The sequence below is a fragment of the Brucella pseudogrignonensis genome (assembly GCF_032190615.1).
Taxonomy (GTDB): Bacteria; Pseudomonadota; Alphaproteobacteria; order Rhizobiales; family Rhizobiaceae; genus Brucella; species Brucella pseudogrignonensis_B.
On the sequence record NZ_JAVLAT010000003.1, the window covers coordinates 383,996 to 406,748 of the forward strand.

The following is a 22,753-nucleotide window of genomic DNA, read 5'->3' on the forward strand; positions in this document are numbered from 1 at the left end:
CCGATTGGATTGTGCTCTAGTCTCCCTGACCTGAGCCCCTTTGTGCCTCCCGCTTGATAAAAGCAGCCATGCCTTCAGTTTGAATTTCATTGACTATTTCCCGAAGCATGGTGCCGAAAATTCCTTCCGTTAGCTGCTCAGGGAGAACATCAGGGCAAACAGTTGCAACGGCTCGAATTACTTCGTCGGAAGTAGCCGTATTCCTTAAAGCTCGCTGAAGCTCAGTTGCGCGCGGGTCATTCAACGTTTGTGAATTACCATCACTGTCTTTCTGAACAAGATAGGCAAGCCAGGCGGCCAGCGAAAATGCAAAAGGACGTATTGATCCGCCCGCTGCAATTGTTTCTAAAGCCGGAGCTGTTATGCGTTGAGGTAGCTTTTGCGTACCGTCCATGGCAATTTGCGTTGTTGAGTGCGCGATAGCCGGGTTGGAAAACCGCTCAGCCAGCGCAGAGGAATAGCTGTCGAGGTCAATTGACAGGCCCTTGACGGTTGCAGCAGCGGCTGCAAGATGACGCTTCACGATGAGGGCATGATCAGGGTCGGACATGACGTCCCGTACCAATGCTTTACCCGACAAGAGCCCACTATACGCAAGCATTGAATGCGCACCATTCAGCATCCGAAGCTTCATATTTTCATACGCAGTAACATCTTCGACAAATAGGACACCGGCACATTCCCATTCTGGTCTTCCGGCACAAAACTGATCTTCAATCACCCATTGGGAGAATGGTTCTGTTTCGACTGCAGCGTAGTCTTCGCGTCCCGTAAGCTCGGCTGCAAGTTTCACCGTTGCTGAACTTGAGGCCGGCGTAATCCGATCCACCATTGAAGATGGAAAGCTCGCATTGTTTGCTATCCAGCTGAACAGTTCTTCTCCATGGACTTCTTTCGCGAATGCAAGGACTGCATTTCGAAATTTCTGACCATTGTGAGATAGATTGTCACAACTTAGCACTGTAAAGGGTGGTAAGCCTTTTTCCATTCGTCGGTTGAGTGCCAAGACAATCAATCCGATCACGCCCATAGGCGTCTGAGGATTTACGAGATCGAAAACGATTGCAGGGTGATTGTGATCCAGTTGACCATTGCTCGATATGCCGTAGCCTTTTTCTGTGACCGTCAGACTGACGATGCGGCAGACGGCTGATGCCATGGCTTCCATTGCATCGGAACTTACATCAGGCCCGGCCAATACCCGTTCAAGCGCGCCAATCACCCGCGCCTCTGTGGACGCGCTGCGCGTGATCAGCGTGTAATGCCCTTGTTGCGGGTTCAAGCTCTCGGCGGCGGCAGTTCCTCGCAGTGAAACGCCAATAACGCGCCAGTCGCCACCTTTTTGTGCCAACACCCTATCGGTATAATCGAGGAGATGGGCGCGCGCAAAATTGCCAAGTCCCAAATGAACAATCCCAGCGCCGTGGTTCTCCGGCCTATATGCCGGCCAGCGGGCTGAAGCGCCTTCATTTGCCTGTGCCGAAAGTCTCGTCATTCAACAACCTTGACATTTGTATGCGACAGTGCGGTCATAATACCGCGTAATTCCGCCAGCCCTTTCAACCGACCAATAGATGGGTAACCCGGCTGTGCTCTTCTGTTGAGATCATCCAGAATATCCTGACCATGATCTGGCCGCATGGGGATTTGCCAGTCTTTACGGTTTTGAGCCTTCCGGCGGTTTTCTTCGGCAAGAATGGCCGCAACCATTGCGACCATATCGGTATGACCGTCCAGGTGAGCCGCCTCATGGAACGACCCGCCGAGATGAGATTCCTCAAGTGTGACGTTGCGCAGATGAAGAAAATGGACCCGATCACCCAGACGTTTCATCATACCAGGCAGATCATTGTCCGCGCGTGTGCCCAGTGATCCGGTGCAAACGGTAATGCCATTGGCTGGAATATTTACGGCATCCATCACAGTCTTATAATCGGCTTCGGTAGACATGATACGCGGCAGGCCAAGCAGTGGGAACGGTGGATCATCCGGATGGCAGCATAGGCGCACACCGAGTTCTTCTGCCAGCGGGCTGACTTCAGCCAGAAAATCGATCAGATGCCCGCGCAAATGTTCAGGCGAGATACTGTCGTAATGTGCAAGATGAAGCTTTACATCGTCCATCGACATGCGTTCGGCAGCACCGGGCAAGCCGAACACGACATTGCCTGAAAGCTCGAGACGCCGTGAGTCGGACATCTCTGTAAAACGCTTGCGTGCGGCTTCGCGAATTTCGAGACTATAGTCGTCCTCTGCACCTTGGCGTTGCAGAAGAAACAAATCAAAGGCCGCAAAATCGATCGCGTCATAGCGCATACAGGTGGCACCGTTTGGTAATCGGTAAGCCAGATCGGTACGCGTCCAGTCAAGAATTGGCATGAAATTATAGCAAATGACCTCGATACCTGCATCACGCAGGTTACGCATGGAAGTCTTCCAGTTTGCTATATGAGTTTTCCATTCTCCGGTCTGGCGTTTGATATCCTCGGAGACCGGAAGACTTTCAACGACTTCCCATCGCAGACCAGAGGGATCCCCGTTTTTCATTTGAGAAAGGTCGGCTTTTCGTTTTTCAATTTCGGCAGGTGACCAAACGGCACCGGTCGCAACATGGTGAAGGGCTGTTACCACACCTTCCACGCCTGCCTGCAACATATCGTCTATGGATACCAGATCTTTGGGACCGAACCAGCGCCAGGTCTGTCTCATATTATCGTCTCTCTGTTTTCAGTGCCGTGCGGATGCAGCGGCAAAAGTAATTTGAACCTTGACCGATTGGGAACGGTCGGTAGCCGCATGAAATGCGGCAAGCGCTTCCGTTACAGGCAATGTAGCCGTGATAATCGGGCGTGGGTCGATTTCGTGCGATCCGATAAGCTGCACGGCGTCAGCGAATTCGGTATCGAAGCGCTGCGAACCGACAAACTGAATTTCCTTACCAACCATGACATTCAATGGCATGGTTGTTGGCCCAGCAACGCCCACTTGCACCATCGTGCCGAGCGGTCGCAAACACGAAATTGCATCGTTGATTGCTGGGGCTGCGGCGGAACACTCAAAGACGAGATCAACCTTGCCCTTATCCTCTTTCCAGCGGTCAAGTCCGGTTGGATTGGCTGCAATGTTGACTGTGTGGTCAGCGCCCATTTTTGCAGCAATCGCCAGTGTCGCGTCCTGAATATCTGTGACGATAATTTCGGAAGCACCCCGTTTTTTTGCCACCGCAACACAAAGCGCACCAATCGGGCCCGCTCCTGTCACCAGCACGACTTTGCCTGACAAGCTGCCGGCAATTGCCTCGCCCCGATTGGCTGCATGTAGACAGACAGCCAGCGGTTCTGAACAGGCCGCTGCACCGGGATCGATGTCATCAGGCACGGCAAAGCATTGATCCGCCTCAATTACGATCCTGTCGCGAAACATCCCTTGCTGATGTGGAAGGTACATTGCAGAACCCTTAAACCGCATCGCAATGCAGTGGCGTGGAAGTCCGTGCTGGCAGAAACTGCACGTACCACAAGGCTGCGACGGGTTCAGGGCCACGAGCTGGTCGCGCGTCAGGCCTGTCACTCCTTCTCCAAGCGCTTCGATGCGCCCGGATGCTTCATGCCCCAGAATTATCGGTTCGCGAACACGGATGGTTCCGATACCGCCTTCCAGCCAGTAATGCAGATCGGATCCACAAATTCCGCCAGCTTGTATTGCGACCATAACCTGACCTGGCCCCGGTCTTTCGAGAGGCCTGTTCTCAATGCGCAAGTCATCCTGAGCATGAAGGCAAACGACACGTGTTAGCGATTGTTCTGGCATCATAACCTCAAGGCATCAAAGTGTTGGGCAACCAAGTCGCCAAAGGTGGGAAATAGCTGACCATCAGAAGAACGATAATATTGGTGATGATGTAAGGAATAATCGCTCTGATCACCGGTGATAGAGGAAGTCGTGCGATATTTGACGCCACGAAAAGGCAAACGCCGACAGGAGGTGTCGTTAGACCGATCATCAGATTCAGGACAGCAAAACACGCGAAGTGTATGGGATCTATACCGACGGCAATAGCGAGAGCCTGCAAAGGCACGAACAGAATAATCAACGCGGCAATCGTTTCCATGAACATGCCGACAAACAAAAGCAGAAGATTGATCAGCAAGATGACGAGAAACTTGTTGTCCGTAACTGACAGAACTGCATCGGCGAGAGCCTGTGGAATGCGCTCCGCGACTAGGATCCAACCGAATACATTTGCGGTACCAACCAATACCAAAATTCCGGCAGAACTAATGGCACTGTCGATGATGATCTTGGGAATGCGACTTACTGGTAATTCCCGATAGATAAATAGGCCGACGAGGGCAGCGTAAAGACAGGCTACCACGGCAGTTTCTGTCGGGGTTGTAATGCCGATCAGTAAACCGCCGACGATCAGTGCTGTCATTGCTATTGCCCAGATCGCTCCGGTGAACGACGTGAACAACTCACGGACACCCTTCCAGTTTTCACGTGGGAAATTCTTTTTCTTTGCGATGAAGTAGGTTGTTACCATCATCGCGAAGCCCATTAGCAGTCCTGGCATTGCACCAGCCAGAAACAGCTTTCCAACAGAGAGGCCAGAGAGGGAGCCGACAATAATCATGGGAACGCTTGGGGGGATCATCGGGCCAACTGTCGATGAAGCAGCCGTAACTGCGGCTGAGAAATCAGCTGGGTATCCGACTTTTTTCATCCCAGGGATCATCATGCCGCCAACAGATGCCACATCGGCGACTGCAGTTCCCGAAATGCCGCCAAAAAGCATAGAAGCTGCGATGTTTGCTTGTGCCAGACCGCCGCGCATCCAACCAACCAGAGCATTGGCAAAGCGAATGATCCGCTCTGTGATGCCGCCGGAGTTCATCAGGTTGCCCGCCAAAATGAATCCTGGAATGCAGAGCAGCACAAAACTGTCCATTCCAGCATACATTTTCTGAGGAATGACAACCAGTGGGATATCCGCGAAAAGAAGATACGCCATTGAAGACAAGCCCAACGTCACCGCTACAGGCAAGCCGATGGCTAGTCCAAAGACAAATGTGCCAAGAAGAAGGGTCAGGCCCATCAATTTTCCTCCGAATTGGTGATGGGTCGCCCATCATGGCGGCCTGTCAGCATCTCTATGATGCGCATGAGCGCCCAAATGGTTAGCGCTACGAAAAGGATAAGTTGAGATGCGTGGATGAAATCCATGCGCCAACCAAGAGAAGGCGCGGTTTGACGGCTGCCAATGGTGGTGTAGTCCCATGCGGCCGGCAACAGAACGACGGCAAAAACCACTGTTAGTGTTGCACTCACCAATCGCAGTAGCCATGGGATGCGTCCCGGCAGGCTCTCACATAACAGATCAACATTGACCATATCGCCGCTACGTAGGGCTAGGCCTGAACCCAGTGCGCCGATGTACAGCAGGCAAAACCTTGTGAGCTCTTCCGTCCAGACTGGCGCCGTGCTCAAAAATGTGCGGGCATAAACCTGCAATAGGACTGAGCCCATAAGCACAAGAAATGTTGCGAGTATCAGAAGGCGACACACACCTTCCAATCCTTTAAATGTTTTTGTCATGGTGTCCTCGACAGGCTAGCTGCCGGACTTCATCCGGCAGCACCTTTATCTCAGTCGTTGAAGACCTGTTCGGCGAGTGGGCGGATTTCCTGTGGCACTGATGTCAGAACTGCGTCCTTTGCCTTAGCCGCGAATGCTGCCTGATCGACCTCGACGAATTTTACACCGCGCGCTTCCAAATCAGTGACGAGTGCCTTTTCGTCGGCTACGAACAATTCTCGTTCATAAGTCTGTGTCGCTTTAGCCGCTTCCAGCAATGCCGCCTGATCCGCTTCTGACAATTTTCCCCAGCTGCGATCTGATATCGTGAGATAAATCCACGACCTAACGTGTTCAGTCTTATTGATGACTTTTTGAACTTCATAAAAACCACCTGACTTGAACAAAGCGAGCGGGTTTTCCTGTCCTTCAATCGTTCCGTTCTGAAGCGAGGTAAACACTTCCGAGAATGCCATAGGCGTTGGGTTTGCACCAAGTGACTGCCATGCGGCTACAAAAATCGGCACATTTGGCACGCGAACCTTGAAACCCTTCAAATCTTCCGGCTTCGTGATTTCACGATTAGCCGAAAGGTTGCGCGGTCCACGCGCAAAATAGGTCAGAGGACGAATACCCGCCTTTTCGATAATTTCGGTTTCGATCTGCTTGCCAATATCACCCGATGCAACCTGATCCATATGTTCAAGCGACTTGTATCCATATGGTAATGCGAGCAAAGCGGCTTTTGGCGCCCAGTTCTGCAAGCTTTCACCGGTGATCGTCATGTCAGCTGTGCCAAGCTGCATACCGTTGATGACGTCGATTTCCTTACCCAGTGATTCATTCGGATAGACTTCAACCGCCACGCGGCCTTCGGTGCGAGATTTGACCTCGTCAGCGAATTTCAGTGCAGCTTTGTGCCAGATGTTCTCTTCATTTGCGAGATGCCCGAGCTTGAGAGTAACCTCTTGCGCAAGCGATGTGCCTCCCATCAATGCAAGCATCGCGCAGGTTGCTGCTATATGCTTAAAATTCTGAAACTTCATTCTTTCCTCCTCTGGAATGACGTCGTTGCTGCTTTGGCGCAGCGCTAAAGAAAATATTCGGGCCGCTCCTGTTCGATCACTGGGAGATCGATTAGAATTCCCTGCAGGTGTTGCCGCATGAATAGTTCAGCTCGGGAAGCATCTCCCAACGCAATGGCCTCAACTACTTCACGGTGCTGGGCAATCAGCCGAGCAACCGGAAAATGCATGCTTGAAAGAAAGCGCACCCGATCCATCTGTGCCTTCATCTCGACCACCACGCGCCAGGCCTTGCCCTTGCCTGCGCCTTCAGCGAGTGTGCGATGGAATATTTCATCCGCATCCATAAAATCTCGTGCAGATCCGCCGATTATATCTTCCTGACGAAGAAGTTGCGCGCGCAGTTCTTTCACAAGTGCATCGCTAGGAGAGTTGGCCAGGAGCTTAACGATGTCGGCTTCAACAGCTTCTCGGACGAAGCGGGCGTCCATTACCGCCTGAAGTGAGATTTTCGCGATAAACGTTCCGCGCTGCGGACGGACCTCAAGCAAACCTTCATTTGCGAGCGTAATGAAAGCTTCGCGCACAGGTTGACGGCTCACGCCATACTGTTGAGCGACTTCCGCTTCCGAAATCCGCATACCCGGCGACAAGGCATTGTCAATGATGGCCGCCCGCAATGTTGCGTACAGCTGATCGACCACACTGACGTGCTTTGTATGCAGGATCTGACTATGCATGCTTTTGTACTCCTCAAGACCGCAAATATACCATACTACCATACCAGTCAATATGACGGCACGATTGTTTGAGCTGGCGCATATGATGTCGATGCGTTGACGTATAAATTGCCTACACGCTTAAGCTCACGACCCTCGCTCGCTCCGGAGGATCAGTAAAAATTGCATCAATTAACGTTATAAAAAATTTTAGCCGTTCGCCGTCGATTAATATCCTCAAGGCATATGGGATCGGCTGTTACTTATAGGCAGTTGCGTTTAAAAGCTTTGAGTTTGGCTCTAGGCGCTTGCCGCCGAGTTCATGTTCTTGACTGGAAATCTTTAGAAAAGGTATTGCGTGTCTGACATGATGCCGATGGCCATGTTATTGACTCTACGTCAAAATCCTCCCGAAAACGCGTACAACGCATCAGTTCATGCTCGCTTTTAGTGAACGAAGGTTTCGGACTTCGAATCAAAAATAAAAGATCCGCCCACAAATACACTCCGTTCACTACAAAATCGAACGCCCCCGCTGTTGGCAAGAGCTTTTCTTCGCGGGCAGGCAAGCGTGTGCGCTGTCAGCAATACCATACGGGTAGGGCGATTAGTTTACGAGGACCAACAGCACTCACGCAATCTCGCTCGCTCGTTATAAGGCGGATTCATTTGCGACTGCCGTATATAATCTATGCCGCGTTAGGTCTTTTAATTTGCGCTCTCTCTAGAAACGCTAATGTACTCTCAAAATCTACAATACCTGCCTGGCTCCCGAGGCCAGATGCATTGAGAGCAGAAGATGCCTGGCCTAACTGGGTCATTTCTTCTGGGTTGAGTCCCTTGATAATCCCAGCCGCGAACCCGGCGTTGAAAGCATCACCACAGCCACAGGTGCAAACAACGTCGATGTTGAATGCTGGCATATGGAACCGAGTGCCGTCGACATGGTGATAATATGCGCCATGTTCCCCCATCGTCATCACAGTGCACTGGACACCGAGATCATTAAAGTAGCATCCAATATCTTCCTTCGTCGTGAGACCGGAGAGTGCTTGCGCCTCCTCGATTGAAGGAATGAAATAATCTGTGTAGGGCAGGAGGCCAGCGACATTTGCCATGTCCTTTTTGTCTGCGGCGAAAACATCCAAGGTTGTAATGCGACCGCGACGCTTGGCTTCGGCCATCAAGCGGAAGCTGCGTTCTCCATCCATTTTGTCCATCAGGCCAGTCCCGCCCATATGGACAACCTTTGCATCAAGAACCTTGTCATAATCTTCATCATTAATAACGAAAGCTCCGGTAGCACCACGCATATGCAAAGCTGGACGCTGTCCATCGGGTCGTGTGGTTACAATAGACGACGATGTGCCAACACCTTCGCAGAGCTGCATCATTGACGTATCGATGCCGAAGTGCGCCATGCGGCGAATGACCCAGTCGCCCATCAGATCATCACCGACACCGCCGACGGCAAGAACCTTCATTCCATACTTAGCAGCGACGACGGCAGCAGCACCGGCAGCGCCGGATACGGCCATCGTCAATTCGTCTATGAAATAAGTATTTCCGCCGGGTGGTATCTCTGTGACAGGGCGTCCCAGACAATCGAAGGTAAAGAAGCCGATTGAAGTATAGTCATAGGTCATTAAGTTTATCCTCCCGAAATCAGCGCTTTGCGCCACTTGTGCTGCAAATTTACGTCAGCAATTCCCGTTGTGGAAATCCAATGGGAAAACCACATACCGTATTGAGCCGTCGAAACTTTCCTCCTTGCGGCCCAACTAGCCGTCGAGTAGCCGCTCGCCTACCTGCTCGTCCGTCAGGATCACATGCGGGGAAATCAATTTCATAGCTGCCTTGAATACTGCGAGTTTATGCCATCCACCTGATGCCAATACGATCTTGCGTGCAGTCCTCACCGTCCTTGGGTCTACAGCGACGACCCTGCGGTTGACATCATGATCCACGATCACGCCATCGGCATCGATAAACCGGCAGAGGATGTCGCCAATAGCCCCGGCCTTTTGCAACGATACCATTTCCTCTTTATCAAGCAGGCCGTAGCTTACAAAGGTGGATGATGGCGAAAGGTCACCAACACTGACGATAGCTACATCCAGATTCTGAGAACGGCGGAACACTTCTCGGATGCCTGGATGTGTCAGCAAAGCATCGCGGGTCCGCTCATCCGGCGCAAAGACAGGTGCAGCAATAAGGTAGCTTTCGGCCGAAAGCCGATCTCCAAGACGCCACGCGAACTCAGAAGGATTAAATGTGCTTACTTTGGTTAGCCCACCCAACAATGATACCACAGAAACACCTGCATGCTCTTGCTGTGGGACGGATTGAAGACAAGAACTTAGCGTTTTGCCCCATCCGAGTCCGATAGTCATATTCTCGTTCAAGAGGTCTGTAAGATATTCTCCAAGCACTGTTCCTATGATTTCCGGCACCATTTCTGGCTTTTGTGGCATTGGAACCACGATAGCGCGCTCGACTTTGAACTTCCGTTCCAGTTCACGTGCTATTTCTACACAGCGGCTGTGTTTGGAAATAACGCGAATCTGAACGGTTCCGTCTAGTCTGGCTGCCGCAAGCATCCGAAGTACCCGTGTGCGCGTCATTCCTAGCTCTCGGGCTACCTGATCCTGGGTTAACCCTTCCTTGTAATAGAGCCAGGCCGCCCTGGTTCTTAGATCATCATTAAGATCAGACACTTGTTCCACACTCTCTCTTCGAAATTGTATCAGTCTGCCTATAAATGACGGCGTATTCAATTGCCACACATCTGAAATTAACTGAAGGCACGCTAATTGCGACGGCGGAAGAGGTCGACCAACACAGCAACGAGAACTGCACCGCCTACAATGACGCGTTGCCAAAAGCCCGAAACGTTAAGAAGAACCGTCCCATTGGCTAATACAGTTAGAAGCATAGCACCAAGCATAGTGCCTACAATTGATCCTTGACCGCCACGAAGACTGGTGCCGCCAAGAATTGCTGCAGTTATCGCACCCATCAGCCAACCTTCGCCCACTGATGGCTGCCCTGCGTCCATGCGGCTTGCGAATAGAATTCCTGCAAGTGCAGCAAACATTCCAGCAAGCCCGAAAACCATGAACTCAACATATTTTGCGCGAATACCAACGAGAAGAGCTGCGTCCCTGTTGCCGCCAACGGCAAATATATTGCGTCCAAATTTGGTCTGTGTGAGAAGCCAGATGAGCACGATACCGGATGCAATAAAAAATATCACCGGTATTGGTATGGAGAATATTTCTCCCCTCCCAAAGACACTGAATGCCTCTCCAAGTGGGCGGATGGGATATCCTTTGGTGATGACCATGGTCAGGCCCGCAAAGATCTCCCAGGTTGCAAGCGTCACGATGAACGGATTGAGGCGTAAACCGGCGACGAAAAAGCCATTGATGAAACCAAGGCACATACCAAAAGCCATCGTGAGCGGGATCACCATGTAAGGGTTAACACCAAACATGGTGAGCAAGAGTGACCCAACAATCGCTGAGAGACCGGCCGCGGCCCCTACAGAGAGGTCGATGCCGCCGACGAGTAGGACAAGTGTTTGTCCCAAGGCTACTAAGCCAACGAATGCTGCCTGCCGGGCCACAACTGACATGTTGTATGTTGAAAGAAAATTGTCCGTAGCAAAGGAGAGGGCGATCATTAAAACGATAAGTGCGACGAGAATTCCACTGGCTTCCCACTGCCAAAACCGCGCTATAAGACCCGTTCGCTTTGTCCGGGAAGTTGTAGAGGTGAGGGTGATGTCGTTTGTCATAGGTTTTGACCTTGGGTGCCTAGCTCATTGCGAGTTGTAGAAGCGATTCCTGCGTTGCACTTGCGGCGGCAGGAATTCCTTTAACTTTTCCTTCGTGCATGACTACGATGCGATCAGAGACATCCAGCACTTCTTCAAGTTCGGAAGAAATGAAGACGATCGAGAGCCCTTCTTTGTCGGTAAATCTGCGCAGTTCGGCTTGGATTTCGAATTTCGCGGCGACGTCAATGCCACGTGTCGGTTCATCCATGATCAGAACACGCGCGTTTTGCATCAGCCATCGGCCGATAATCACCTTTTGTTGGTTGCCGCCGCTGAGGCTTGTAATCGGATCAGAAGGCGAAGAAAGTTTGATGCGCAGTCGTTCTATAAAGCCATCGACTTCTTTGAGCATGTCCGCGGTGCGCATGTGCAGCATTCCACTGAAACGGTCGAGCGACGGCATGCACATGTTTTCCGTGATACTTAGTAGTGGGAATATTCCTTCTTGTTTTCTCTCCTCGGGTAAATAGACAAGGCCCTTGGCAATGCAATCGAGCGGAGTGCGCCGTAGAAGCTGCTGTCCGAAAAGTTCCACGGTGCCGCTATCAGCTTGCGTGAGGCCAAAAATACACTTCGCAACCTCGGTACGACCGGCGCCGACAAGACCTGAGACGCCAAGGATTTCTCCTTTGTGAAGCTCGAAACTTACATTCTCGAATTCGCCTTGACGCGTTAGGCCATCGACTTTGAGTACGACATCACGTTTTTCAACCCCCAAGTGAGGGGTTGGGTTCCCACGACCAACTAAGCGCCCAGCCATCTGGCGCACCATCTCATCTTTGGTTGTTGTCTTGGGGTCAAGCTCACAGACATAGGAGCCGTCTCGCAGCACGGTAATCCTATCGGATAGCTCCATTATTTCATCTAGACGATGAGAAATATAGAATACGGCACCACCATCAGCACGAAAGCGACGTATATAGCTGAAAAGCTTCTCCGTTTCGCGCGAGGTCAGTGTAGCTGTTGGCTCATCAAGGATAAGAATTCGAGCTGAAGTCGCTGCCGCTCGCGCAATCTGAACCAATTGCTGCTGTGCTTTACTCAGTTCGAAAACTTTGCTTTGGATGTCGATAGATTTGTCAATTTCGAGCAGGTGCCGAATGGCCTTCTCACGTGTCTTTTTCCAATTGATGGTTATCTTTGACATCGAATGGGCACCCAACATGACGTTCTCAGCAACGGTCAAATTGGGTACGAGATTTATTTCCTGCGGCGCGATGCTGATGCCTGATTTTTGGGCGTCTAGGGGCTTGTTGAAAGAGACCTTTTCATTGTCTCGATAAAGCGTTCCTGTTGATGGTCGAGTTTTGCCACAAAAGATATTCATCAACGTGCTTTTTCCAGCGCCGTTTTCGCCGATGATCGCGTGAACTTCACCTGGCTTTATACCGATTGAAACGCCTTTTAGCGCATGAACGACGCCATACGATTTGTAAATGTCCTTGGCTTCGAAAGTGTACTGTAACATAGTGGCGTCTCCAGAGCGGAGCGCAATAGATACGCTCCGCCATGTTGGTAATTACTTACAGTCTTCCTTGGTTATGAAGCGCGAACCAGTGTCGTGGAACATCGGAATTGTGTGGTTTTCGTTTACTGCGACCAGGTACTTGACCGACCAATAACCCATGTCCCATTGGCGTTGGGCTTTGAGCGCAGTGATCGTGCCATCGCAGACTGCATCAACAGATTCCGGCAAGTCATCCATGCCGACGATCGCTATCTTGCCTGCTAAGCCCGCATTCTTAACAGCACGGGCTGCACCAATCGGGTTGGATGCATTTGAGCCAAAGATCCCCGCGATGTCGGGATTCGCTTGAAGTGCATTCTCGGTTAGTGTGACGGCCTCTTCGAGAATATCATTGTCGGGCTGCTCAAACACGATCTGCATGTCTGGGTAAGCCTCAAGCGCCTTCTTGAAACCTTGGATGCGCTCGACATGATCCGACGCAGTAAGGCTGCCAGCAAGAATGCCTATTTTGCCTTGACCGTTTAAGTGCTTTGCAAGAAACTCACCAAGGTCAGCGCCGTCCTGATAGCTGCTTTTGGGTCCTATGAAAGGAAATTTGTCATCGCAGAACGAGTTAAAGGTCGTCACATTGACGCCTGCTTCTTTGGCCTCAGTTAGAAGCTGAACATTGGTCGCTCTATCAAGGCAAGCGACAGCAAGACCATCTGGCTTGCGACCGATATTCGTCTCAATCCGCTGGTTTTGATCTGCAACGTCCGCCTGCGGAGGCTGATCCCAGATGACATTGATTTTTATGCCGGACTTTGCAAATTCTTCTGCCGCGAATTTGCTGCCTTCCGCGACGACGTCATACCAAGGATGAATTACCTTAGGGATGAAGACGAAGGTGAGCTCTTTGTCGATAGGTTTAATGAGGTCTTGCTGGCTTTGTGCATAAGCATTACTCCCTGCGATGGTGGACATCACAGCTGCGCTTATAAATAATTTGGACAGTTTCATTTCTACCTCCCAGTTGAAACGCTTCACCGCCGGTTGCTGCGGCGTAATTCTTTAGTATCGGGGGGAAGCAATGTCGCGGTTGATCCTCCGCTATCAGCCTCTCTGGTTGATAGCGTCTATCAATTGCCCCGCGCTATGATTTACGGCACTCCACCCATTTTGCCCCACGTTACGGAACATTTATATTTGAACATGTCTAAATGTTCACCTTATATAGTTTTTGTCAACTGGTTTCATGGACGACTTTTGCAATAAGCAAACAAATAACTGATTTTAAAATACAAATTAATCGACATAAAGATTATGAGTTTTCAAATTCGGCGTTAGATGGGGATTTTCTTTAAAAAGAAATTGGCAAAATCCGTATTTCTGCTTGCATATTTATATTTCAAAGATCACAAATGTGCAGGAAAAGGGAGAGTCCTATGAAAGCAGGTTTACTCAAAGAGCCGAATTATCTGCTCTTTCAAACCGTTGCCGATCCAAAATTATCGGCTGGCGATATTTTAATTCGCGTCAAAGCGGCTACTGTTTGTGGTACCGATATACGTATCTTTAGGGGTAGAAAAACAGCCGGTGTTCGTTATCCGTCGATCCTTGGACACGAATTTGCCGGTGAGGTTGTCGACAATGGCGGTCACAGCCAATTCGTTTGTGGGGACGCTGTTGCCGTATGTCCGGCCATACCTTGCGGCTACTGCGACTACTGTAAGCGTGGTTATGAGAATATCTGTCAAAATCTGACCGCCATTGGATACGAAATCGACGGAGCCTTCGCCGAATATATAAGAATTCCGGCAAAGGCAGTTGAATTGCGCAACGTCTTCAAGATTCCCACTTCCCTTAGTTGGGAAAAGGCAGCACTTGTCGAACCATTATCCTGCGTCCTCAACGGTCAGGAAAAGATAGGAATCGAAGTCGGAGATAGTGTTGTCATCCTTGGGTCGGGTCCGATTGGCTTGCTACACACCAAGTTGGCACGTCATTCTGGTGCCGCCAAGATTATCGTAAGTGAGCCAAGTCCGACGCGCCGGCATGCCGCTATCGCTGCAGGCGCAGATATCGTTGTTGACCCTGTCAATGAGGATCTCAATGCAATCGTACGTCAGCATACAAAAGGGATTGGGGCCGATAAGCTTATAGTCGCGATAGGAGTGACGAAGCTTGCCAATGATGCACTCTCGCTTGTTCGTCACCGCGGGAAGATAAGTTTGTTCGCCGGATTTTCATCCACGGACATGGCGACCATGGATGTTAACCTCATCCATTATAACGAGCTTATCGTGACCGGTTCATTCGGGCTTAATCGGCTACAGTTCGAAAAGTCGCTCGACATGATTACATCTGGCCAAATCGAAGTTGAGTCGATGCTAACGCATCGCTTTGAACTAAAGGATATAGCACAGGCTCTGGAAACTGCAGAAAAGGGTAGTGCCGTAAAGGTCGCTATAATCAACTCATGACCCTTGCTATTTCTCGTATAGACACTGTTAAATCACACTATTCTGTACTCATAATCGGCGGAGGAATCAACGGGTGCGGTGTTTTCCGTGACCTCTCTGCCCAAGGCATTGATTGCTTACTGGTCGATAAGGGGGACTTTTGTTCTGGCGCGAGTGCGGCTCCGTCGCGCCTCATCCATGGTGGTATCAAGTATCTTGAGACTGGCGAATTTCGTCTCGTTCGACAATCAGCGATGGAACGCAATCTACTGCTGAAAAACGCACCGCATTACGTCAAACCCCTGGAGACCGTGCTACCGATTTACTCTTGGTTTGGGGGGATTATTCCCTCCATCAAGCGATTTTTTCGGCTGAAAGCAAAGCTCAATGATCGTGGAGCGATTATTACCGAGATCGGACTGTGCCTCTATGATCTGTTCGGGCGGCATTTTCGAACAATGCCCAGGCATCGTATGCTTCTTCGACGGTCTATAACATCCATCATGCCTGAGTTAAGCAGGAGAGTAGTTGCCAGTGGCATCTATTACGAAGGGCGGATCACGCATGCAGAGCGATTGGGTCTTGAGCTGCTTCTCGATGGTATGCAAGATAATCCGGTATCCATTGCACTCAATTACGTTTCAGTTTCTGGAGCCTGCAGCAGTGGTATAATTTTGACGGATGAGCTTACAGGTCGAAATGTAACCGTGAATGCGGATATTGTCATTAATGCCGGAGGTGCCTGGATTGATGTTGTTAACGAAAAGCTTGGTGTAGCCACGCAATATATGGGTGGTAACAAGGGCTCTCACCTGATTGTTCGCAACTCAAGACTTTATGAAGCGCTGGGCGGTCGAATGATTTACTTCGGCTCCGCAGATGGGCGTGTAAATCTACTCTACCCATTTATGGGCAATGTCCTTGTTGGTTCAACCGACATCCCTGTGCGAGATCCAGAACTGGCAGTGTGTGATGATGCAGAGCGCCAATATCTTTTAAATGTGACACGAGAAGTTTTCCCTGACATTGAAATACGAGCGAATGAAGTAATAATGACGTATTGCGGCGTTCGCCCTCTTCCTCGCAGTGAAGGCATAGCCGCAGGGGAGATTAGCCGTGATCACTCAATCGAAAAAGATCTGATCCCGAAAACTGAAACACCCGTGCTGTCACTTATTGGTGGCAAATGGACGACTTATCGCGGCTTCTCCGAAGAGGCAGCGGATATTGTACTTGCTCTCCTTGGTAAACCTCGAACATGTTCGACGACAGATCTGCCAATTGGTGGCGGGAAGGATTTTCCGATTAGCGCTACCGAGAAAGGCCGTTTTATCGAAGATCTTTCAAAAGTCACCGGCATAAGCCAAGTTGCATCTGATCTCTTTGATCGTTACGGCACCCGAGCAAAACTTATTGCAGCTGATTACAACCAGGCGGGATTAGTTACACTTCCAGCATATAGCAGCTTCGAGCTCGCTTGGATTTGTCGCAATGAACATGTAGGTCGGCTAACGGACCTCTTATTCCGTCGCACCGATATAGCACTGTCAGGTCGTCTTTCAGCCGCCCTCATTGCAGAAGCAGCTACGATTGCTGCTGATGTGCTGAATTGGAACGCGGAGCGTCAGAGAAATGAAATAGAAGCAACCTGGAAAGCCTGTCACTCTCATGGAATTGCTATCTAAGATCACTGTGTCTTATTTGCAGACCGTTCTATATGTCGTACGAGCTAGGCATTTTTTGAAGGTTATAATTTAAATAAAAAACTACCCGGCTATAGCTCTCGTGGTAGCAGTTTAAATGATGTCTTTTCTGTGCAGATAAAACTTTGAAAAAGTCATCTCCGTTGCGTCTATCTTTAGGAATGGACTTCCCCTTCAAAAGTGGAGTATCCGTTTTAATCAAGCAGTTTTATCGGACCACATTCGTTCCTGTTTAAGCAGCGCGTTCGCGATTATAATAAGCTTTCGCATGATTGCGGTTATGGCCACTTTTGCAGGTTTTCCTACTTCTCTTAAAGCGGTGTACTTTTGCTTTAAATCCGGATTGAAGCGCAGAGCAACTACGGCTGGCATGTACATGGCACATCGCAATGTCCTTCGCCCACCTTTGATGTATGCGTTGCCTTTCCATGTTCCGGACTGCCTGGTAAGCGGAGCCAAACCTGCGAGAGATGCGGCTTCTTTCGAATCCAAACTTCCGAGTTCGGGCATTTCAATCAACATTGTGATTGCGGTGATTGCGCCAATACCTGGAATGCTTCTGAGAATTTGATAGCGCCTGTTCAATTGATCATCACTTTCAATCAACTCGATCAGTGCGCCATCCAACTCGGCTAGCTGCTTCTCAATGAAACGAAGGCGAGCTTTTAGTTGACGTCTCACCAAAGCTTGCTGAGCTATTTGCAATCGGTTAGCCGTAGCTGTGCGATCCTTGATGAGCCCTAATCGAGACATCGATAGCTCTTTAAGCACATGTAATAGTTCGACTTTTACTGTGCTTTCTTTTAAATCAAGTGCGGCCTCCATCTTGGCGAGCATGGCCGCGTCTATTTTGTCAGTTTTTGCCATAAACCCTGCGGCTTCAGCGAAGCGGCGGGCTTGCCTTGGGTTAACTTTGACGAATGCTATTCCGGTCTCAGCAAGGGTTTTCTCAAGAACTCTATGGTAGGAGCCGGTCGCTTCAAAAATTACTTTGGTATGATCGAGCCAACGCAACAAGGCGCAGCATCCCCGGGAATTATTAGGAAATTGCTTATGCTCTTTTGTAGTTGTCTTATAAGCATCCAAAAAGGCTTTAGAAACGTCAATTCCGATAACGTCACGCATAATCTTTTCCGCTTCCTATTCTTGTCATACGGTCACAAAGACCAAGTATCCGTTCAGGACAGTTGAAAAGATAAGGGTGACCACACTCCACTTCGGTTCTTTAAACCAGGCCTTCTTCGATCCAACCCTTATCGCCACTGGCATGTTATTATAGCCTCGGCAAAAATTCATAAGACAAGGGCTTCTGTTAGATAAAACTGACAGGAGACCTAGAATTGAAGCAGCGAGAATTTACAGAAGATTTCAAACGGGAAGCCGTTCGTATTTTAACGACGAGTGGTCGAAGTATATCATCGGTTGCCGAGGACCTTGGCGTTGGCTGTCCGTCGTCGAATGATTTGAGACTATTTGTGTTTTTGAAGATTGGAGTTTCCGGCTCGGTTTTGGGTTTGATTTAAGCGGCTTTGGCCTGGTGGTTCAAGCGGCGTTTTCTGATGGTGTCTCGTTTGATCCTTTCGCGTTCGAGCAGGATGGTCTGTGCGCGTCCGAAGTAGACGTCGGCGGGAGTGAGATTGTCGAGGCTCTCATGGTAACGGCGATGATTGTAATGCTCGACGAAGGCTGCAATCTGGGCTTCGAGGTCCTCCTTGAAGAAGTAGTTTTCAAGCAGGATGCGGTTCTTCAGCGTCTGGTGCCAGCGTTCGATTTTCCCTTGCGTCTGCGGGTGGCCGGGAGCGCCGTGAACCTGGTCGATCTTGTATTTCTCCAGCCATTCGCCGAGATCGGAGGCGACGTAACACGAACCGTTGTCCGACAGCAGACGCGGCCGGTGCTCAACCTTGACCTTGTCACAGCCTGAGGCGGCCAATGCAAGATCGAGTGTATCGGTGACGTCATCCACCTTCATGCTGGTGCACAGCTTCCAGGCGATGATGTAACGGGAATAATCGTCGAGGATGGTCGATAGGTAAAACCATCCCCAGCCGATGACCTTCAGGTAGGTGAAGTCGGTTTGCCACATCTCGTTCGGCCTCGTGGTCTTGTCCTTGAACTCGTCATTGGCCTTGATGACAATATAGGCTGGCGACGTGACCAGGTCGTGAGCCTTGAGTAAGCGATAGACCGAAGCCTCTGATACAAAATAACTTTCCGTATCAGTGAACTTCACCGCCAGTTCACGCGGTGACAGGTCGGCATGATCGAGCGCCAGTGCGATGATGCGATCCCGGATATCGTCAGGGATACGATTCCACACCCGCGAAGCTGCGGACGTCCGCTCTTCCAGTCCTTCGACACCGTGGGCAAGGAAGCGACTATACCATCGATAGAAGGTTGGCCTTGGAATGCCCAGCTTTTCCAGCGTCTGCCTGGCTGACAAATGCGACTGCTCCACAAGCCGGATGATCTCAAGCTTTTCGGTGGCGGGATATCTCATTCGTCGTCGCCCCCATCCCCGATCATGCTTTTTTTGAGCAGGCGGTTTTCCAGGGTGACGTCGGCTAATGCCTCCTTCAGGTCACGGCTTTCACGACGCAGCGCTTTTACTTCGTCGCTGGTGGCAGAACGGGCGGTGTCGCCTGCAAGGCGCTTCTTGCCAGCTTCAAGGAATTCCTTCGACCAGCTATAATACAGGCTCTCTGCAATCCCTTCGCGGCGGCAGATCGCAGCAATGCTGTCTTCCCCGCGCAGACCTTCCAGAACAATACGGATTTTATCCTCGGCCGAATAATGTTTACGCGTGGCACGACGGATATCTTTGATCGTCTTCTCCGCAGAAGACGTTTGGGGAACGGGTTTCTGTCTCATCTTTGCGTCCTTTGATAAAGCTATGATGAGCCGAAAACCCTCTCTTCTCAATTAATACAATTTGGTCTCATGGGCGTTGATGTCGGACAGCAAGCAGATCCGGGAGTTGATAAAGATCTTTTAGGGCGCCGACCAACAGCGTTTTCTCCCGATTACTCAGAAGTTGTAGATCGACGCCCAGGTCTTTCCTAAGAAACACTCTCTGCATCGGGGATGGGATCAAGCTGATATCCCAAAGCTCGAGCACGGCGTTGTAGGCTTGCCAGAACCCGGCCGCGATGTCGCTCATCATATGCCTCTGCACCAGGATCACGATAAGCCATACCGAAGCGAAGAGCGTTGAAGAAGAGCACAGCGATCTTGCGTGCAGTCGCTGTCACTGCTTTCTGCTTGCCGATACGCCCTGCCAAACGTCGGTAAAACGTACCCAGCACTGTGTCGCTTCGGCCATTCGTGGTAGCTGCCAACCGCAAGAGTGCGGCCGCCCGACTCGATGATCGGCGCGTTCTCGACGAAAGAAGTCTCCCGCCAGATATCTTGTTGCCCAGAGCCAGGCAAAGCCACGATGTAAAGTGTTTGGCGGTTGGCCATGCCCGCAAATCTGTGCCGCACTCACCAATCAACTTCAGAGCAAGTAATGCACCGAAGCCATGAATTTGCGTCAAGTCCGTTCCTACAAGGCCATATAATGCGGCCCGGACATCAAACGATGGCGTATTCGGCTGCTTCGTCCTTATTCTGATCTTAGGCAACGGCGATTGTGGCTTTTCGACATTATGCGTCATTGTGGCGATCGCCTGCTCGAGCTTGTGATCGCATTCGAGCATCTTTTGCTGATAAAAGTCGTACAGGTCCAACGATTGGGAAAGCGCAAAGATGTGTTCATCCCGATCATTCCCAACCAGGGATGCGCGTATCGTTTCGACCGAGGAGTGACAACGGGTATCGCGCAAGGATGCCAGCACATCCGGGTCTCGTTCTCCGGCAACGATCGCCCGGATGATCCTCATGCCTGTGACGCCGGTGATGTCTGACACGACATGGTGAAGCTGAAGATTCATCTCCATCAACGCCTTTTGCATATGCTGGATATGAGCGGCCGCGTATTCGACCAGTCGTTCTCGTTGCCGCAAATATGCACGCAGAGTGGCAATTTGCGCATTCGGCCGAAAGCTTCCTCGAAGCAGACCATAGGAGTGCAGTTGGCGCAGCCATGCCGCATCGCTGACATCGGTCTTTCGACCAGGAACATTCTTTGCATAACGCGCATTGACGAGAATTACCTCAAACCCATACTGCTCCAAAATCTCGTAAGCCGGTATCCAATAGACGCCTGTCGATTCCATGGCGACACTGGTGACCCCGCAGGATTTGAACCAGTGAGCAAGATTGTTCAGATCATGGGTAAAAGTCCCGAAAGCGCGGATTGGCATGTCATCAGCGTCAGGATTGACGGCTGCCATATGCATAGTCGCGCCAATATCGATGGCGGCAGCTCTCGGGTTCATGCGCCTTAGATTCTGCGTGTTAGATGGTATAGACTTGGACATGACCTCTCCTCCTTTGAATCAAGGAGGGGCTAGGCCGTGCAAATTATTCAATTTCCTAACCGGGATCACCGCCGAAGCGGCGTCACCACTCTCAAGTCCGCAACAGCCCATGTGCCACGTTTTTTAACGGGGTCAAATGCCTCCAATAAGCTAACGGCAACTCCCCTCCGATTAACAAGATAGCACAGTCTGTTTCTACCGCGCACAGGCGGACCAAGGCCCGTGATCGTTTTTTAAAATTTCATTCGCCTTCTTCAAAAGGTCGTGCTCAAGCTGCAGTTTCTGAATATCGTGCTGCAGTGTTTCGAGCTGAAACTCTAATTCTTTTCGCTCAGGCACTGGCGGTAAGTTGTTCTTGCGTTTCATGAATGCGGGAGCCTCCGGACCAAGTAACTGATTTTTCCAGTTATACAGTGTCGGTCTGCATACGCCGAGTTTTTCGGCCAAGGCCTGCGCGCTTTCTTGCCGAGTATAAAGCCCGACAACGCCCGCCTTCTTCAATGCATCAGGATATCGTGGACGTCCAGTTCTTCCAGTGACAGCTTCGCTAGTTTCGGGAAACGCCTCACGAACCCATGCTGTCAACGTTGCACGGCCGGGATAGCCCAAGGCGCGCATGGTTGCAGAAACACAACGACCATGCGTGCGGTAGTGCTCAACAGCCACTTCCTTCTGCGCCTGTGTGAACTTAGGGGCTCGGGGCGCAAATCCTAAACGCAGATCAAGATGGTGTTCATATTCCAGGTACCAGCCCTTCAAAGCATTCTTGCTTGGATAGCCCAACTGGCGAATAGTCGCTTTCGGGCGCTTGCCCAGCTTGATGTAGAGCGCAACTGCTCGCATCCGGTCTTCGTAGGAATACATGAACTACCTCCCTGATAGTCCAAGTTTTCGTCCGCACCCCCACCGGGTCAGTTCTCAGCGGCAATCAACATTCTTGGGCTTTCTTTTTCCTCAGTTTCCGTAATTGTCTCTTCTCTTTTAGCAATTCCTCTTTTGTCGGAGCCGTCATATCACGTAATTTCACGCTTAAGTCCGCTATCTCTTGAGCATCGCCGATCCGGACTGAGACATCCTTAAACAAGGTGTTGTCTTGAAAAATGCCTGCAACGACGCAAAGGCTATTATCCCTGCTCGACTGCGAGATTAACAATCGGGCTCGCGGCGTGTCCTCATCCTGTGGATCGCGATCTGGTGGAACATATTCGATTTCGTGAGTGAACGTCTCGTAATCCATACTCGTGTGGTTTATTCACACTGGAGCGAACGGTATTGTTGGACAGCCTGGTGCGGTAGGCAGCGCAGGAGCCAATGGTACAAGCACTTCAGGTGCAGCAGGTACCGCAGGTGGTGTAGCCGGATCCGCTATCGCTAACGCCGCTGGCGCGACGATCAATTACATGGACTGAAATAGGCAGCCACGCATCGGTTTCTTTCAATGTTGAATAAAATGCCGCCCAGTCTTCATGACAAGGCGGCAAGTGAAGGAATCAGGAGTAAATCGAAGTCCTAATCATAGAAATCGCTAGCTTATCTCTGGTGAGAGAACGCTGCTTCTCAC

General features: G+C 50.6%; 17 protein-coding genes and 2 pseudogenes. 3 read left to right on the top strand and 16 right to left on the bottom strand.

From position 1 onward, the window contains the following. Positions 1 to 16: 16 nt before the first annotated feature. From RI570_RS19610 to RI570_RS19665, 12 genes are all read right to left on the bottom strand, one after another. Positions 17 to 1,495 (bottom strand): mannitol dehydrogenase family protein, encoded by a 1,479-nt coding sequence (locus RI570_RS19610; protein WP_313830478.1) that lies wholly within the window; start codon positions 1,493 to 1,495, stop codon positions 17 to 19. Continuing rightward, on the bottom strand, positions 1,492 to 2,709 hold the full coding sequence (uxuA, locus tag RI570_RS19615; RefSeq protein ID WP_313830480.1) for a mannonate dehydratase: 1,218 nt from the start codon (positions 2,707 to 2,709) through the stop codon (positions 1,492 to 1,494). Before uxuA ends, RI570_RS19610 begins: the two co-directional genes overlap by 4 nt. A gap of 18 nt (positions 2,710 to 2,727) precedes the next feature. Beyond that, positions 2,728 to 3,810 carry an L-idonate 5-dehydrogenase gene (locus RI570_RS19620; RefSeq protein ID WP_313830482.1) on the bottom strand — a complete coding sequence of 361 codons (1,083 nt, stop codon included), beginning with the start codon at positions 3,808 to 3,810 and terminating at the stop codon, positions 2,728 to 2,730. 7 nt (positions 3,811 to 3,817) lie between these two features. Then, positions 3,818 to 5,095, bottom strand: a complete 1,278-nt coding sequence (locus RI570_RS19625; protein WP_313830484.1) for a TRAP transporter large permease — start codon at positions 5,093 to 5,095, stop codon at positions 3,818 to 3,820. After that, positions 5,095 to 5,595 carry a TRAP transporter small permease gene (locus RI570_RS19630; RefSeq protein ID WP_313830486.1) on the bottom strand — a complete coding sequence of 167 codons (501 nt, stop codon included), beginning with the start codon at positions 5,593 to 5,595 and terminating at the stop codon, positions 5,095 to 5,097. Before RI570_RS19630 ends, RI570_RS19625 begins: the two co-directional genes overlap by 1 nt. Positions 5,596 to 5,645: 50 nt before the next feature. Further along, positions 5,646 to 6,620, bottom strand: a complete 975-nt coding sequence (locus tag RI570_RS19635; RefSeq protein WP_313830488.1) for a TRAP transporter substrate-binding protein — start codon at positions 6,618 to 6,620, stop codon at positions 5,646 to 5,648. Positions 6,621 to 6,664: 44 nt separating this feature from the next. Then, positions 6,665 to 7,339: a GntR family transcriptional regulator gene (locus tag RI570_RS19640; protein ID WP_313830489.1), complete on the bottom strand. Its 675-nt coding sequence runs from the start codon at positions 7,337 to 7,339 to the stop codon at positions 6,665 to 6,667. Positions 7,340 to 8,007: 668 nt separating this feature from the next. Beyond that, on the bottom strand, positions 8,008 to 8,964 hold the full coding sequence (locus tag RI570_RS19645; RefSeq protein ID WP_313830490.1) for a sugar kinase: 957 nt from the start codon (positions 8,962 to 8,964) through the stop codon (positions 8,008 to 8,010). 135 nt (positions 8,965 to 9,099) lie between these two features. After that, complete coding sequence (locus tag RI570_RS19650) at positions 9,100 to 9,942, bottom strand: sugar-binding transcriptional regulator (RefSeq protein WP_313830491.1); 843 nt, start codon at positions 9,940 to 9,942, stop codon at positions 9,100 to 9,102. A 185-nt stretch (positions 9,943 to 10,127) separates the two neighbouring features. Continuing rightward, positions 10,128 to 11,117 carry an ABC transporter permease gene (locus RI570_RS19655; RefSeq protein ID WP_313830493.1) on the bottom strand — a complete coding sequence of 330 codons (990 nt, stop codon included), beginning with the start codon at positions 11,115 to 11,117 and terminating at the stop codon, positions 10,128 to 10,130. 19 nt (positions 11,118 to 11,136) lie between these two features. Then, positions 11,137 to 12,627 (bottom strand): sugar ABC transporter ATP-binding protein, encoded by a 1,491-nt coding sequence (locus RI570_RS19660; RefSeq protein WP_313830494.1) that lies wholly within the window; start codon positions 12,625 to 12,627, stop codon positions 11,137 to 11,139. Positions 12,628 to 12,678: 51 nt separating this feature from the next. Then, positions 12,679 to 13,626, bottom strand: coding sequence for a substrate-binding domain-containing protein (locus tag RI570_RS19665; RefSeq protein WP_313830495.1), 948 nt, complete (start codon positions 13,624 to 13,626; stop codon positions 12,679 to 12,681). A 425-nt stretch (positions 13,627 to 14,051) separates the two neighbouring features. Between RI570_RS19665 and RI570_RS19670 the strand changes: the two genes are divergently transcribed. After that, the gene (locus tag RI570_RS19670; protein ID WP_313830496.1) at positions 14,052 to 15,089 is read left to right on the top strand and encodes a zinc-dependent dehydrogenase; all 1,038 of its coding nucleotides are present in this window, start codon (positions 14,052 to 14,054) and stop codon (positions 15,087 to 15,089) included. Further along, positions 15,086 to 16,753, top strand: coding sequence for a glycerol-3-phosphate dehydrogenase/oxidase (locus RI570_RS19675; protein ID WP_313830498.1), 1,668 nt, complete (start codon positions 15,086 to 15,088; stop codon positions 16,751 to 16,753). The genes RI570_RS19670 and RI570_RS19675 overlap by 4 nt, the downstream gene beginning before the upstream one ends. 216 nt (positions 16,754 to 16,969) lie before the next feature. On the opposite strand, the gene RI570_RS19680 is transcribed toward RI570_RS19675, so the two are convergent. After that, the gene (locus tag RI570_RS19680; RefSeq protein ID WP_240579606.1) at positions 16,970 to 17,896 is read right to left on the bottom strand and encodes a transposase; all 927 of its coding nucleotides are present in this window, start codon (positions 17,894 to 17,896) and stop codon (positions 16,970 to 16,972) included. 197 nt (positions 17,897 to 18,093) lie between these two features. On the opposite strand from RI570_RS19680, the pseudogene RI570_RS19685 reads away from it, so the two are divergent. Then, a pseudogene (locus RI570_RS19685) lies at positions 18,094 to 18,225 on the top strand (transposase); the annotation flags it as partial. A gap of 65 nt (positions 18,226 to 18,290) precedes the next feature. Here the strand turns inward: RI570_RS19685 and RI570_RS19690 are convergent. The 3 genes and pseudogenes from RI570_RS19690 to RI570_RS19700 form a co-directional block, all read right to left on the bottom strand. Then, positions 18,291 to 19,642, bottom strand: a protein-coding gene (locus RI570_RS19690) for an IS3 family transposase (RefSeq protein ID WP_313828854.1) whose coding sequence is annotated in 2 segments (ribosomal slippage) — positions 18,291 to 19,306 and positions 19,306 to 19,642 — 1,353 coding nt in all. Because the reading frame shifts where the segments join, the coding sequence is not laid out codon by codon here. A 188-nt stretch (positions 19,643 to 19,830) separates the two neighbouring features. Continuing rightward, positions 19,831 to 21,192, bottom strand: coding sequence for an IS110 family transposase (locus tag RI570_RS19695; protein WP_313830500.1), 1,362 nt, complete (start codon positions 21,190 to 21,192; stop codon positions 19,831 to 19,833). Positions 21,193 to 21,411: 219 nt separating this feature from the next. Next, a pseudogene (locus RI570_RS19700) lies at positions 21,412 to 22,056 on the bottom strand (transposase); the annotation flags it as partial. Positions 22,057 to 22,753: the final 697 nt, after the last annotated feature.

What these genes read in the sequence shown, in the direction of transcription:
- RI570_RS19625 (WP_313830484.1), bottom strand. Translation starts at nt 5,095, where the DNA reads ATGGGCCTGACCCTTCTTCTTGGCACATTTGTCTTTGGACTAGCCATC.
- RI570_RS19620 (WP_313830482.1), bottom strand. Translation starts at nt 3,810, where the DNA reads ATGCCAGAACAATCGCTAACACGTGTCGTTTGCCTTCATGCTCAGGAT.
- RI570_RS19640 (WP_313830489.1), bottom strand. Translation starts at nt 7,339, where the DNA reads ATGCATAGTCAGATCCTGCATACAAAGCACGTCAGTGTGGTCGATCAG.
- RI570_RS19675 (WP_313830498.1), top strand. Translation starts at nt 15,086, where the DNA reads ATGACCCTTGCTATTTCTCGTATAGACACTGTTAAATCACACTATTCT.
- RI570_RS19655 (WP_313830493.1), bottom strand. Translation starts at nt 11,117, where the DNA reads ATGACAAACGACATCACCCTCACCTCTACAACTTCCCGGACAAAGCGA.
- RI570_RS19680 (WP_240579606.1), bottom strand. Translation starts at nt 17,896, where the DNA reads ATGCGTGACGTTATCGGAATTGACGTTTCTAAAGCCTTTTTGGATGCT.
- RI570_RS19660 (WP_313830494.1), bottom strand. Translation starts at nt 12,627, where the DNA reads ATGTTACAGTACACTTTCGAAGCCAAGGACATTTACAAATCGTATGGC.
- RI570_RS19670 (WP_313830496.1), top strand. Translation starts at nt 14,052, where the DNA reads ATGAAAGCAGGTTTACTCAAAGAGCCGAATTATCTGCTCTTTCAAACC.
- uxuA (WP_313830480.1), bottom strand. Translation starts at nt 2,709, where the DNA reads ATGAGACAGACCTGGCGCTGGTTCGGTCCCAAAGATCTGGTATCCATA.
- RI570_RS19635 (WP_313830488.1), bottom strand. Translation starts at nt 6,620, where the DNA reads ATGAAGTTTCAGAATTTTAAGCATATAGCAGCAACCTGCGCGATGCTT.
- RI570_RS19665 (WP_313830495.1), bottom strand. Translation starts at nt 13,626, where the DNA reads ATGAAACTGTCCAAATTATTTATAAGCGCAGCTGTGATGTCCACCATC.
- RI570_RS19645 (WP_313830490.1), bottom strand. Translation starts at nt 8,964, where the DNA reads ATGACCTATGACTATACTTCAATCGGCTTCTTTACCTTCGATTGTCTG.
- RI570_RS19650 (WP_313830491.1), bottom strand. Translation starts at nt 9,942, where the DNA reads ATGACGCGCACACGGGTACTTCGGATGCTTGCGGCAGCCAGACTAGAC.
- RI570_RS19610 (WP_313830478.1), bottom strand. Translation starts at nt 1,495, where the DNA reads ATGACGAGACTTTCGGCACAGGCAAATGAAGGCGCTTCAGCCCGCTGG.
- RI570_RS19695 (WP_313830500.1), bottom strand. Translation starts at nt 21,192, where the DNA reads ATGTCCAAGTCTATACCATCTAACACGCAGAATCTAAGGCGCATGAAC.
- RI570_RS19630 (WP_313830486.1), bottom strand. Translation starts at nt 5,595, where the DNA reads ATGACAAAAACATTTAAAGGATTGGAAGGTGTGTGTCGCCTTCTGATA.